The sequence below is a fragment of the Bradyrhizobium sp. USDA 4538 genome, assembly GCF_024171045.1.
In the GTDB taxonomy this organism is placed as follows: Bacteria; Pseudomonadota; Alphaproteobacteria; order Rhizobiales; family Xanthobacteraceae; genus Bradyrhizobium; species Bradyrhizobium australafricanum.
Map to the genome: position 1 here is coordinate 8,233,697 of NZ_JALJZE010000001.1, position 13,196 is coordinate 8,246,892.

The window sequence follows — 13,196 nt, forward strand, 5'->3', positions numbered from 1 at the left end:
GTTCGTTTTAACGACTGCGTCATGCTGTTGATCGATCGCTGCCCGCCAGGCCTGACCGTTTAAGAAAGTTCTGGGCGTCCTTTGCGATGCTTGTGCCGACTGCTTGGCAGGAGCGGCACGCGATGTTCGGGCGCAGGCCAGTTTTTGGAAAGAAGCAAGAGACGACCCAAGAGACAAACTCGGGCGAGCTCAAGGAGACCGTGCGTCCGGCGTCGGGCGCCGAGGGCGCGACGCCGGCTTTTCACAAGCAGCAGTGGGATCACCCGCTGATCGGGTCGATGCTGCGCGATGCAGGCTTCGCGCCTGATGGCGAAGCCAGCATCGTACCGACGGCAGACAATCGCCTTGCCGTGTTCGCTGCGGCCAGCAAGCGATTGCAGGACCGTACCGAGACCTTCAACCGCGACATGACGGCGCGGCACGGCCACTGCCACGCGGTGCCGTTCCTGGTCATCGACCAGAAAATCTGGGATGGACCGCAAGGCGCGTTTCTCTACGCGCAGATGGGGCTGATCGGCTACGACGAGTGGAACGTGATCATGCTGGCAGAAGACCCGCAGACCACGGCGTCATGCGGTCTCGCAGGCCATCCCGGCTTCCTTCCATCCGTGACGCAAGTCATGACCGAGCATGTGATCGCGTGGAAGGCGCGGCACAACGCCCTGCTCGAGACGTTCGGGATCACCGCGACCGGCGGCCGGGATATCTCGCACGAACAATACGAGATGGAAAAGGACACCTTGCGCAACGAAATCATCGACAAGGCCGGCTGGATGAAGCTGCGCATCATCGACGAGCTCTTGCGCAAGGCCTAGAGGCATCAAGCCTTTGCGAAGCGCCTCACTCGTGCCTGCCGCGGTGCCGGCGTGCGCGGTGCGGACGGCAGTCCTGGCACGGCGCGCCAAACACAACCTGCGACGGATAGGGTCGCGCGGAATGCCACGGCGTCGAGCCGAACAGGCCGGCCGCACCGAACCCCGCGCTGAAGGGATCGGCCGCGAAATTGCCGGGGAAATAGCCGTTGCTGCGAAAATCCCGGTCGTCGTCCCTGCCGTCGAAATACGCGCCGCCGGTGCTGCCGTAGCGCAGCGGCCGCTGCTGGGCCGATGCCGCGGCTACGCTGAGCGCGATGGCGGCGCAGGCGATCAATCCTCTCATGGCGATCATGGCCAGAACCCTCATTGCGGAAGGGTGCCCCAGTCGCCCTTCCAGGCGATCAGGCGTCCCTTGCCGAATTGCAGATAGAGCCCGTCGCTGCGCCTCGACAGCACGCTGCCCCTGACATTGGGCAGCGCGACGAACAATTCATTGCCCGGCGTGCCGCGCACATAATTCAGGGGAACGCCGAGCGACCGGCTGGCCTGGTCGGCGCTCATGCCGAAGGCGAGCGGAACGCTGTTGGGTGGACGTTGCTGCGCGCGGGACGCGCCGGTCGATACGCCGAGCCCGATGACGAGGGCAACGAGGAGTGTCGCGAAACGCTGCATGGCTGACCTCATGGCACTGCCGCCGCCAGCGTACCGGCGGGCGTCCAGCCGCCGCCGAGCGCCTGGAACAGGCTGCTCGCCGCCAGCAGCTTGTTGAGCCGGACCGTAACCAGATTGTTTTCTGCCGTGAACAGCGTCTGCTGCGTCTGCAGCACCGTGATCAGGTTGACCGTGCCGCCGCGCAGCTGCGTCTCGGCGACCTCGAACGCCTTGCGCGAGGCGGCGACGACGTCGGACTGCAGGCGCTCCTGCAATGTGTACTTCTGCAACGCGATCAGCGCCTTCTCGACATCGGCGAAGGCCGACAGCACCGCCTTGCGATAGGCCTGCAGGTTTTGCAGCTGCTGCCCCTTGGCGAGCTTGAGCTGGCTCTCCAGCAGGAAGCCGTCGAACAGCGGCTGGGTTAGCCCGGCGGCGAGCGTGTAGTACCAGGCGCCGGGCGCGAACAGCGCGGCGAGCGCCGCGCTCTGGAAGCCGGTAGTGCCGGTCAGCTGGATCTGCGGAAAGAATGCCGCGCGCGCCGCGTCGACGCTGAAATTGGACGACGCCAGCTGCGCCTCGGCCTCGCGGACGTCAGGCCGCTGGTAGAGCAATTCCGACGGCAGTCCCGGCGTGACGCGCGGCACCGCGATCTGCGTGGTGGACCCGCCGCGCACCTTGAAATCGGCCGGCGCGCGCGCCACGAGCACGGCGAGCGCCGCGGTGTTCTGCCCGACCGTTACCTCGAGCGGCGGGATCGCCGCGCGCTGCGTGGCGACCAGCGCCTCCTGCTGCGACAGATCCAGCTGCGAAGCGGTGCCGCCCGCAAATTGCGACTTGATCAGCGCAAGGATGCGCTCGGCCGCCGCGAGGTTGCGGCGGGTGACCTTGATCTGGTCCTGCGCCGCCAGCAGCTGGAAATAGGTATTGGCGACCGTCGCCATCGTGGTCAGCGCGACCACCTCGCGATTGTAGCGCGCGACGGTCGCGCTCTCCTCCGAGGCCGACAGCGTCGCGCGGTTCTTGCCCCAGAAATCGACGATGTAGCTTGCGCTCAGCCCCAGGCTGTACTGCGAGAAAGTGCCGCTGGTGCCGAACGACGAACTGGATCCCGTTGCCACACGCTGACGCTCGGCGTTCGCCGATCCGGAGATGGACGGCAGCAGCGCGGCGCCGGACACGCCGACCTGGGCGTCGGCCTGCACGATCTGGGCGATCGCCACCGCGATGTCGAGATTGTAGAGCTGCGCGGACTCCATCAGCCCGGTCAGTTCGGGCGAGCGGAAGCCGCGCCACCAGGCAAGCGCCGGAACAGCCGCGTCGGCATCGCCTTTGGCCGCAGTCTTGTAGCTCGCCGGCACTTCGAGGCTGAGCTCCGGCTTCTCCGCCCCGGGAATACAGCCGGACAGACCGAGGCTGAGGCCGCCGAACGCCGCCACGCGCAGAAACCGGATCGGCTTGCGCATCAACTGAAGATTTCGCAACGCTGTACCTGTCGGCATTTACTCGCCCGGTTGAAGTGAGGAGCCCGGCGTCCGCATCGCGCCGCCACGGCGCGCGCGCTGGGCCCACAGGCGGAACCGGTCGAGATAGAGGTAGATAACCGGCGTCGTGTAGAGCGTGAGGACCTGGCTCAGGATCAGGCCACCGACGATGGCGATGCCGAGCGGCTGCCGCAGCTCGCCGCCGTCGCCCATGCCGATCGCCAGCGGCACCGCCCCGAGCAGCGCGGCCATCGTCGTCATCATGATGGGGCGGAAGCGCAGCAGGCAGGCCTCCCGGATCGCCTCGAGCGGCTCCAGCCCGCGCCTGCGTTCCGCCTCCAGCGCAAAGTCGATCATCATGATGGCGTTCTTCTTCACAATGCCGATCAGCAGGATGACGCCGATCAGCGCCATGATACTGAACTCGGTCTTGAATGCCATCAGCGCCAGCAAGGCGCCCACACCCGCCGAGGGCAATGTGGACAAGATGGTCAGCGGATGGATGTAGCTCTCGTAGAGCACGCCCAGCACGATGTAGATCGCCACCAGCGCGGCCAGGATCAGGAACGGCTGGTTGCTCAGCGAGTCCTGGAACGCCTTGGCGGTACCCTGGAAGGTGCCGCGGATCGTGGCCGGGACCCCAATCCGGTTCATGGTCGCCTCGATGCTGCCGACCGCCGTGCTCAGCGACACGTTCGGCGGCAGGTTGAACGAGATGGTGTTGGCGACCAACAGACCCTGGTGATTGACCGCAAGCGGCGTCGCGCCCTGCTTGAATGCTGCAACTTCCGACAGCGGGATCATGGTCTCGCTGCTGGTGGAGACGGCCGATCCGGTCGAGGCAACGCCCTTCCCGGTCGAACCGATCGAGTTGGTGGCCTGGTTGCGCGCGGCCTGGGCGTTGGCTGCACTGGCCGCGCTGGAGTTGCCTGGGGCGACGACCGTGCCTGCCACCGCGTTGGTCGATTGCGAGCCGCCGACCGATCCGCCGGACGTGCTGATATAGACGTCCTTCAGCGTCTCCGGGTTCTGCCAGTAGCGCGGCGCGACCTCCATGATGACGTGATACTGGTTGCGCGCGACATAGATCGTCGACACCTGCCGCTGGCCGAAGGCGTCGTAGAGGGTGTTGTCGATCTGGCTCACCGTGATGCCGAGCCGGGCCGCGGCGTCGCGGTCGATCACGAGATCGGATTCCAGGCCCTTGTTCTGCTGGTCGCTGTTGACGTCGGCGAGATCAGGATCGCGCTGCAGGGCCGCCGCGATCTTCGGCGTCCATTCATTGAGCTCCTCCAGCGTCGATCCCTGCAGCGTGTACTGATACTGCGCGTTCGAGGCCCTGCCCCCGACCCGGATGTCCTGCACCGCCTGCAGGAACAGGCTCGCGCCCGGCACCACCGACATCTCGCGGCGCAGCCGCGCGATCACGCCGTCGGCGCCGATCTTGCGCTCATCAAGCGGACGAAGCGAGACGAACACGAAGCCGGAATTGGTCTGCCCGCCGCCGGTGAAGCCGACCGCCGTCTCAACCGCCGGATCGCGCTTGATGATGCCGACGAACCGCGCGAGCTTCTGCTGCATCAGCTGGAACGACACGCTCTGGTCAGCCTGGATCGAGCCGACCAGCCGGCCGGTGTCCTGCTGCGGGAAGAAGCCCTTCGGGATCACGTCGTAGAGATAGAAGTTGAGGCCGAACACCGCCGCCAGGATCAGCATCACCGACAGCGGATGCACCAACGCCGCGGTCAGCGTTCTGCGGTAGAAATTTAGCATCGCCTCGAAGAAGCGCTCGCTCGCCCAATAGAGCCGGCCATGGCCGCCGGTGTCCGGCTTGAGCAGCACGGCGCACATCATCGGCGTGGTCGCCAGCGAGACCGCGAGCGAGATCAGGATCGAGATCGAGATCACCATCGCGAACTCGCGGAACAACCGCCCGACGATGCCGGCCATCAGCAGGATCGGGATGAACACCGCGATCAGCGAGATGCTCATCGACAGCACGGTGAAGCCGACCTCGTTGGCGCCCTTCAGCGCCGCCTCGAGCGGGCTCAGACCGTCCTCGATGTAACGGGTGACGTTCTCCAGTACCACGATGGCGTCGTCGACCACGAATCCGGTCGCGACCGTCAGCGCCATCAGGGAGAGATTGTCGAGGCTGTATCCGAACAGGTACATCGCCCCGAAGGTCGCAACCAGCGACACCGAGACCGCCACCACCGGAATGAAGGTGGCCCGCGCATTGCGCAGGAACGCGAACACCACGATGATGACCAGCAGCACCGCCAGAACGAGGGTTCGTTCGACGTCCCGGAGCGAGGTGCGGATGGTGGTCGAACGGTCGACCGCAAAGCCTATATCGATCGCCGGCGAGACTGACGCCTGCAGCTGCGGCATCACCCCCTTCACGAGGTCGACGGTACTGATGATGTTGGCGTTCGGCTGCCGGTAGAGGATGATCAGCACCGCCGGCTTGCCGTTGGCGAGCCCGGCATTGCGCAAATTCTCGACGCCGTCGGCTACCTCGCCGACGTCGGAGAGATGAACCGGTGCGCCATTACGGTAGGCCACGATCAGCGATTTGTAGTCGTCGGCCTTGTTGGCCTGGTCGTTGGCGTAGACCTGGTAGCGCTGGTCGCCGACGTCGATGCCCCCCTTGGGGCTGTGGGCGTTGGCGCTCGACAGCGCCGCGCGGACGTCTTCCAGCCCGATGCCGTATTTGTAGAGTGCCTGCGGGATCAGATCGACGCGCACGGCCGGCAGCGAGCTGCCGCCGACCACCACCTCGCCGATGCCCTCGACCTGCGACAGCTTCTGCGCCAGCACCGTGGAGGCGGCGTCGTAGAGATCGCCGCGCGTCAGCGTATCCGACGTCAGCGTCAGGATCAGGATCGGCGCGTCGGCCGGGTTGACCTTGCGGTAGGTCGGATTGCTGCGCAGGCTGGTCGGCAGGTCGGCCCGCGCCGCATTGATCGCGGCCTGCACGTCGCGCGCCGCGCCGTTGATGTCGCGGTTCAGCCCGAACTGCAGCGTGATGCGGGTCGCGCCCACCGAGCTCGACGACGTCATCTCGGTGACGTCGGCGATCTGGCCGAGATGTCGCTCGAGCGGACTTGCGACCGTGGTCGCGACATCCTGCGGGCTGGCGCCGGGCAGCGTCGCCTGCACCGAGATGGTCGGGAAATCCACCTGCGGCAGCGGCGACACCGGCAGCTTGAAGAACGCGACAATGCCGGCCGCCGCAAGCCCGAACGTCAACAGCGTCGTTGCCACCGGCCTACGGATGAAGGGCGTTGACGGATCCATGGCTCAACGCGACCCGCTCGCCTCGCCGATCTCGTCCGCCCGCCCGGCAAATCGCAGCGCGAGGCGATCGAACCAGAGGTAGATCACCGGTGTCGTGAACAGGGTCAGCAGCTGGCTCACCAGGAGGCCGCCGACGATCGAAATGCCGAGCGGATTCCGCAGCTCGGACCCCGCGCCGCTGCCGAGCATCAGCGGCAGCGCGCCGAGCACAGCTGCCATCGTCGTCATGATGATCGGCCGGAACCGCAGCAGGCAGGCCTGATAGATCGCCTCCCGCGGCGGCTTGCCCTCGTTGCGCTCGGCATCGAGCGCGAAGTCGATCATCATGATCGCGTTCTTCTTCACGATGCCGATCAGGAGGATGATGCCGATGATCGCGATGATCGTGAGATCCTGTCCGGCCATCATCAGCGCCAGCAGCGCGCCGATCCCGGCCGAGGGCAGCGTCGAGAGGATGGTTAAAGGATGGATGAAGCTCTCATAGAGCACGCCGAGCACGATATAGACCGTGATGATCGCGGCGAGGATCAGGAACAGCTGGTTGGACAGCGAGGACTGGAACGCCAGCGCCGCGCCCTGGAAGCTCGTGATCATGCCGAGCGGCTGGTTGATGTCGGCCTGCGCCTGCTTGATCGCCGTCACCGCCCCGCCGAGCGAGGCGCCGGGCGCCAGGTTGAACGAGACGGTCGCCGACGGGAACTGGCCGAGATGCGAGATCTGCAGCGGCGCGGTCTCCACCCGCATCTTGGCCATCACCGACAGCGGCACCGGCGTCGAGCCCACCGATGACGGCAGGTAGATCGACGACAGAGAGTCCAGCGAAGTCTGCAGCGACGGATCGGCCTCGAGGATCACGCGGTACTGGTTCGAATTGGTGAAGACGGTCGAGACGATGCGCTGGCCGTAGGAATCGTACAGTGCGTTGTCGATCGTCGCCGGCGTGATGCCGAACCGCGCCGCCTGGTCGCGGTCGATGTCGACGAACACCGAAAGCCCCTGCGCCGAAATATCGCTCGTGACATCGCTGAGCTGGGGCAATTCCCGGAGCTTGTCGACCAGCTTCGGCGTCCATTCCGCAAGCTCGTTCGGATCGGCATCCTGCAGGATGAACTGGTACTGCGTCCGGCTCACCGTGCCTTCGATGGTGAGGTCCTGGACCGGCTGCATGTAGAGCGTGATGCCGGTCAGCGCCGCCGTGCTCGCCTTGATCCGGTCCATGATCGTCGAGACATTGGCCTTGCGCTGCTCATGCGGCTTCAGATTGATCAGGATGCGGCCGCTGTTCAGCGTGGTGTTGGTGCCGTCGACGCCGATGAACGACGACAGGCTCTGCACGTCCGGATCCTTCAGGATCGCGCTGGCGAGCCGCTGCTGCCGCTCGGCCATCGCCGCATAGGACACCGATTGCGGCGCCTCGGAGATCGCCTGGATCACGCCGGTGTCCTGCACCGGAAAGAAGCCCTTGGGGATAACGACGTAGAGCAGCGCCGTCAGACCAAAGGTGGCGAGCGCGATCAGCAGCACGAAGGTCTGGCGATCCAGCACCCAATTGAGCATCCGGGCGTAGATCGCAATGACGGCCTCGAAGCCTTCGCGGCTGAGCCGCTGGAAGGTGTTTTCCCGCGCCATGGCCTCCGGCTTCAGTAGCTTGGCGCAGGCCATCGGCACCAGGGTCAGCGACACCACGGCCGAGATCAGGATCGTGACCGACAGCGTGATGGCGAATTCGCGGAACAGGCGGCCGACGACGTCGCCCATGAACAGCAGCGGGATCAGGACCGCGATCAGCGATACCGTCAGCGAGATGATGGTGAAGCCGATCTGCTCCGACCCTCGCAGCGCCGCCTCGAGCGGCGACTCGCCCTCCTCGATGTAGCGCGAGATGTTCTCGATCACGACGATGGCGTCGTCGACCACGAAGCCGGTCGCGATCGTCAGCGCCATCAGCGACAGATTGTTCAGGCTGAAGCCGAACAGATACATCGCGCCCAGCGTGCCGACCAGCGATAGCGGCACCGACAGGCTCGGGATCAGCGTGGCGCGGGTCGAGCGCAGGAACACGAAGATCACAAGCACGACCAGGATCACGGCGAGCGACAGCTCATATTCGACGTCGCGCACCGAGGCCCGGATCGTGACGGTGCGGTCGGTCAGGATATTGAGGTCGATCGCGGCCGGCAGCGTGGCCTGCAGCTGCGGCAGCAGGTCCTTGATGCCCTGCACCACCGAGATGACGTTGGCGCCGGGTTGGCGCTGGATGTTGAGGATGATCGCCGGCGTCTCGTTCATCCAGGCGCCGAGCTTGTCGTTCTGCGCGCCGTCGACGACGTTGCCGACATCGCTGAGGCGGACCGGCGAGCCGTTCTTGTAGGCGATGATCAGCGAGCGGTAGTCGCTGGCATTGCGGATCTGGTCGTTGGCATTGATGGTGTAGGCGCGCATCGCGCCGTCGAAGTTGCCCTTCGGCGTGTTGACGTTGGCGTTGCCGAGCGTGGTGCGGAGATCGTCGATGTTGAGGCCATAGGCCGCGAGCTTGCGGATATCAGCCTGGATGCGCACCGCGGGCCGCTGGCCGCCGCTGATGCTGACGAGGCCGACGCCCGGCAGCTGCGAGATCTTCTGCGCCAGCCGCGTGTCGACGAAATCCTGTACCTGGGTCAGCGGCATGGTCTTCGAGGTCAGGCCGAGGGTCAGGATCGGCGCATCGGCCGGATTGACCTTGGCGTAGATCGGCGGCGCCGGCAGGTCCGACGGCAACAGATTGCCCGCGGCATTGATCGCGGCCTGCACCTCCTGCTCGGCGACGTCGAGCGAGATCGACAGGCCGAATTGCAGCGTGATCACGGACGAGCCCGCCGAGCTCACCGAGCTCATCTGGGTCAGGTTCGGCATCTGGCCGAACTGCACCTCGAGCGGCGCCGTCACCGACGAGGTCATCACGTCGGGGCTCGCGCCCGGATAGAAGGTCTGCACCTGGATGGTCGGATAGTCGACCTCCGGCAGCGCCGCGACCGGGAGAAATCTGAACGCCAGCATGCCCGACAGCATGATGGCGATCATCATCAGGGTCGTCGCTACCGGCCGCAGGATGAATGGCCGCGACGGGTTCATTTCTTCTGCCCGTCCTCGGACCGCTTGTGGTGGCCGCCTCCGGGATCAGCGCCGTCCTTACTATCTCCCTTGCTATCTCCCTTCGCCGCCCCCTTGGCCGCAGCGGCAGGGTTCGCGGCATCGGCAGCGGAGCGCACGACCACCTTCGCGCCCTCGCGCAGCTTGTCGGCGCCGTCGATCACGATGCGATCGCCGGCCGCGAGCCCGGACAGCACCTCGACCCGGTCGCCGTCGGTGACGCCGAGCTTGACCGGCCGCACCGAGACCGTGCTATCGGCGTTGACGAGATAGACGAAGGTGCCGGGGACACCGCGCTGGATGCCGGCGGTCGACATCGTCGTCGCATCCTTGTGGGTATCGAGCAGCAGGCGGACGTTGACGAACTGGTTCGGAAACAGCGTGCGCTTGTCGTTCTCGAACTGCGCCCGCAGCTTGATGGTGCCGGTGGTCGCATCGATCTGGCTGTCGAAGGTCTGCAACGATCCCTCGGCGAGCTTGTTGGCGCCGCTGCGGTCATAAGCCGCCGTCGGCAGCACCGCGCCCTCCCTCAACCGCTTCGAGACCGCCTGCAGATTGTCCTCCGGCAGCGTGAACAGCACGCTGATCGGCTCGAGCTGCGTGATCACGACGAGGCCGTTGGTATCGCCGGGCGTCACATAGTTGCCGAGATCGACCTGGCGCAGTCCGACGCGCCCGTTGATCGGCGACACGATGTGACAATATTGCAAATTCACCTCGGCCGACTTCACCGAGGCGCGATCGGCCTCCACCGTGCCCTGGTACTGCGCGACCAGCGCGACCTGGGTGTCGAGCGTCTGATGCGGCACGGCGTTCTGCGCGGCGAGGTTCTGGTAGCGGGTGAGATCGACCTGGGCGCCCTTCAGCTGCGCCTCGTCGCGGGCGAGCTGGCCCTTGGCCTGCGCCAGCGTCGCCTCGTAGGGGCGCGAATCGATCTCGGCGATCAGGTCGCCCTTCTTGACCTCATCGCCCTCCTTGAAATCGATCTTCATCAGATAGCCGCTGATCTGGCTCCTGATCGTCACGGTCGCGAGCGACGTCACGGTGCCGAGCGCATTCAGGCTGACGCCGATATCGCCCTTGCCGATCGTCTCCGGTACGATCGACATCGGCCCGGCGTTGCGCCCGCCACCGGCCTGCGGCGGCGCGGCCTGCTGCCGCGTCCACCAGACGATGCCGGCCAGCACCGCCAGCACGAGACATCCCGTCAGAAACCCCCGCCAACGCGATCCTCGCCTGGTTCGCTCGGGCGCCACAATCGACGGGTCTTTGATCTGCTGGTCCATAACCTGCCCACGAAGAAACACGAATGAGCTCGCGCGGCTCTATGTGTCCCCTGAACTCCGCGCGCGCCACATCCGACGAAGCATTTTGAAGGCTTCTGCCGGACAAAGCGCGTTAAGAATTGTAAAGGATAGCGGCTCTTCCCGGTCGGCCGCTGTTTCTCGCTGGATTGTGGCTATTTTACCCGATCATTTGTAACCAAGGCAACACGATCAGCAACAATCCGGCAAAGTAGATCAGGCCGAAGATCAGCCCGAATTTCCAGAAGTCGCCTTTGCCGATATAGCCGCTGCCGTAATACATCGGCGCCGGTCCCGTGGCATAGGGCGAGATCACGCCCATCAGGCCCAGCGAATACACGCAGAGCAGCATCAGGGTCTGCACCGACAGGCCGGGAATGCTGGAGCCGACGGCGAGCACCACCGGCAGCACCGCGGCGGTATGCGAGGTGATGCTCGAGAAGAAATAGTGGATCCAGAAGAAGAAGGTGACGAGCAGGATCATCCCGACCATCGGCGACGTGCCGGAAAGCGGCTTGGCATAACCCTCGGCCACCCATTTGATGAAGCCGATCTCGTTGAGGCCGGACGACAGCGTGAGCAGCGAGGTGAAATAGAAAAATACCTCCCACGCACTCTTCTCCGCGACGATGTCCTCGAACGCGATCACGCCGGTCAGCAGCATCAGCGAGATCACGACGAACACGACCGTGGTCGCGTTGATGAAATTCGAGCCGAGCAGCGGCACGCTGATGTTGGGGTTGGAGCCGCAGATCCACAGGAACATCGCGAGCACCACCAGCACCGCCATGATCCATTCGTGCCGCGACGGCGGCCCCATCTTGGCGAGCTCGCCCTCGCTCCAGGTCACGATCTCGGGGCTCTCCTTGATCTCGGGCCGGCAGACCAGATAGCTGAGCAGCGGCACCAGCAGCAGCAAGAGGATCCCGAGCGGCGCGAAGCCGATGAACCATTGCGACCAGCCGACCTCGATGTTGACGAGCTTCTTGGCGATCGAGAGCGCGGCGGCGTTCGGCGCCAGTGCGGTCAGGAACAGCGAGCTGGTGACGGCCGTGGTCGCGAACGCGGTCCACATCACGAAGGTGCCGATCTTGCCCGCGGTCGGGCCGGGCTCGGAGCCGTAGATGCGCGGGATGTTGCTGACGATCGGATAGATGGTGCCGCCGGAGCGCGCGGTGTTTGAGGGCGTCGCCGGCGCCAGCACGAGATCGGAGAACGCCACCGCATAGCCGAGCCCGATGGTGCGGCGGCCGAGGCCGCGCACCAAGAGCAGCGCCAGCCGGCGGCCGAGCCCGCTCTTGCGATAGCCGATCGAGAACACGAAGGCGCCGACGATCAGCCACACCGTGCTCTCGGAAAAGCCGCCGAGCATCCAGCGCAGCGATTTGTTCGGGTCGTGCTCGACATAGCCGCCGATGCCGGCGACCGTCAGGCCGATCAGACCGACCGCGCCGACCGGCATCGATTCAAGGATCAGCCCGGTGATCACGGCGGCGAACACCGCGAAATAGTGCCACTGATTGGCGTTCAGCCCCGAAGGCACCGGGACCAGATAGATCACAAGCCAAACCAGCAACGGCGCAAACGTCCGCCATGACCATTTCATGCAGCGTCCCCCTCACCTGTGTCGATTGTCGGGCGCGCAAGCCGCCGTGTCCCGGCAGCGCCGCCATCTTTTTGTTGCAATCTAGCACGACCGCGCAGTCCGTCTCGGGAAACTGCTGCGGAACGGCGCGGCTTGTGGAGGAACCAGCGCGTTTCGTCAACACGTAGCGTCCCGGTGGCAGCCCCCATCGCAAGACCGCCCGCGCTTTGCTATCCTTGGCGGTATGACGTCACGCGACTCCGCCTCCTCCGAGATCACGCCCGAGGTGCTGCTGCGCGCCTATGCCTGCGGCATCTTCCCGATGGCGGAGAGCGCCGACGATCCGACCCTGTTCTGGGTCGAGCCGGAATTGCGCGGCGTGATTCCGTTCGACGGCTTCCGTGTCGCCTCCCGCCTGGCGCGCACCGTGCGCTCCGATGCCTTCACGGTCACCGTCGATACCGCGTTCAAGGCCGTGATCGCCGGTTGCGCGGCGCCGCAGCCCGGCCGCGACGACACCTGGATCAACAGGCGCATCCGCGATCTCTATGTCGGGCTGTACGCGTCGGGCCATTGCCACAGCGTCGAGGTCTGGCAGGACGACAATCTGGTCGGCGGGCTCTACGGCGTCAGCCTCGGCCGCGCCTTCTTCGGCGAAAGCATGTTTCACACCACGCGCGACGCATCGAAGGTCGCGCTGGTGCATCTGGTGGCGCGGCTGATCGCGGGCGGGTTCGAACTGCTCGACACGCAATATGTGACGGAGCACCTGAGGACGTTCGGCGCGATCGAGATCTCGCGGCGCCGCTATCGCACGCTGCTCGACAAGGCGATCACGGGCGCGCCGGCGGATTTCCGCAGGCTCGACGCCACCCAGCCGGTCAAAGGTGCCGACGCGCTGGCAATCATCGCCGAACGCAATTGA

Annotated in this window: 9 protein-coding genes; 2 read left to right on the forward strand and 7 right to left on the reverse strand. The window is 65.5% G+C overall.

The features are described 5' to 3' along the window. Nucleotides 1–122 precede the first annotated feature (122 nt). Entirely contained in the window at nt 123–815 is a 693-nt protein-coding gene (locus J2R78_RS37930; protein ID WP_253636037.1) for a hypothetical protein, read from the forward strand. A 25-nt stretch (nt 816–840) separates the two neighbouring features. Here J2R78_RS37930 and J2R78_RS37935 read toward each other — a convergent pair whose 3' ends face one another. From J2R78_RS37935 to J2R78_RS37965, 7 genes are all read right to left on the reverse strand, one after another. Then, the gene (locus J2R78_RS37935; protein ID WP_253608825.1) at nt 841–1,167 is read right to left on the reverse strand and encodes a BA14K family protein; all 327 of its coding nucleotides are present in this window, start codon (nt 1,165–1,167) and stop codon (nt 841–843) included. Between the two features lie 11 nt (nt 1,168–1,178). Next, entirely contained in the window at nt 1,179–1,487 is a 309-nt protein-coding gene (locus J2R78_RS37940; RefSeq protein ID WP_253608826.1) for a hypothetical protein, read from the reverse strand. Nucleotides 1,488–1,495: 8 nt separating this feature from the next. Beyond that, the gene (locus J2R78_RS37945) at nt 1,496–2,968 is read right to left on the reverse strand and encodes an efflux transporter outer membrane subunit (RefSeq protein ID WP_253608827.1); all 1,473 of its coding nucleotides are present in this window, start codon (nt 2,966–2,968) and stop codon (nt 1,496–1,498) included. Next, the gene (locus tag J2R78_RS37950) at nt 2,969–6,253 is read right to left on the reverse strand and encodes an efflux RND transporter permease subunit (RefSeq protein ID WP_253608828.1); all 3,285 of its coding nucleotides are present in this window, start codon (nt 6,251–6,253) and stop codon (nt 2,969–2,971) included. A 3-nt stretch (nt 6,254–6,256) separates the two neighbouring features. After that, on the reverse strand, nt 6,257–9,364 hold the full coding sequence (locus tag J2R78_RS37955; protein ID WP_253608829.1) for an MdtB/MuxB family multidrug efflux RND transporter permease subunit: 3,108 nt from the start codon (nt 9,362–9,364) through the stop codon (nt 6,257–6,259). Next, nucleotides 9,361–10,668 carry an MdtA/MuxA family multidrug efflux RND transporter periplasmic adaptor subunit gene (locus J2R78_RS37960; RefSeq protein ID WP_256558727.1) on the reverse strand — a complete coding sequence of 436 codons (1,308 nt, stop codon included), beginning with the start codon at nt 10,666–10,668 and terminating at the stop codon, nt 9,361–9,363. Before J2R78_RS37960 ends, J2R78_RS37955 begins: the two co-directional genes overlap by 4 nt. A 178-nt stretch (nt 10,669–10,846) precedes the next feature. Further along, nucleotides 10,847–12,292, reverse strand: a complete 1,446-nt coding sequence (locus J2R78_RS37965; protein WP_225162515.1) for a DASS family sodium-coupled anion symporter — start codon at nt 12,290–12,292, stop codon at nt 10,847–10,849. Nucleotides 12,293–12,515: 223 nt separating this feature from the next. Between J2R78_RS37965 and aat the strand changes: the two genes are divergently transcribed. Continuing rightward, entirely contained in the window at nt 12,516–13,196 is a 681-nt protein-coding gene (gene aat, locus J2R78_RS37970; RefSeq protein WP_057019982.1) for a leucyl/phenylalanyl-tRNA--protein transferase, read from the forward strand.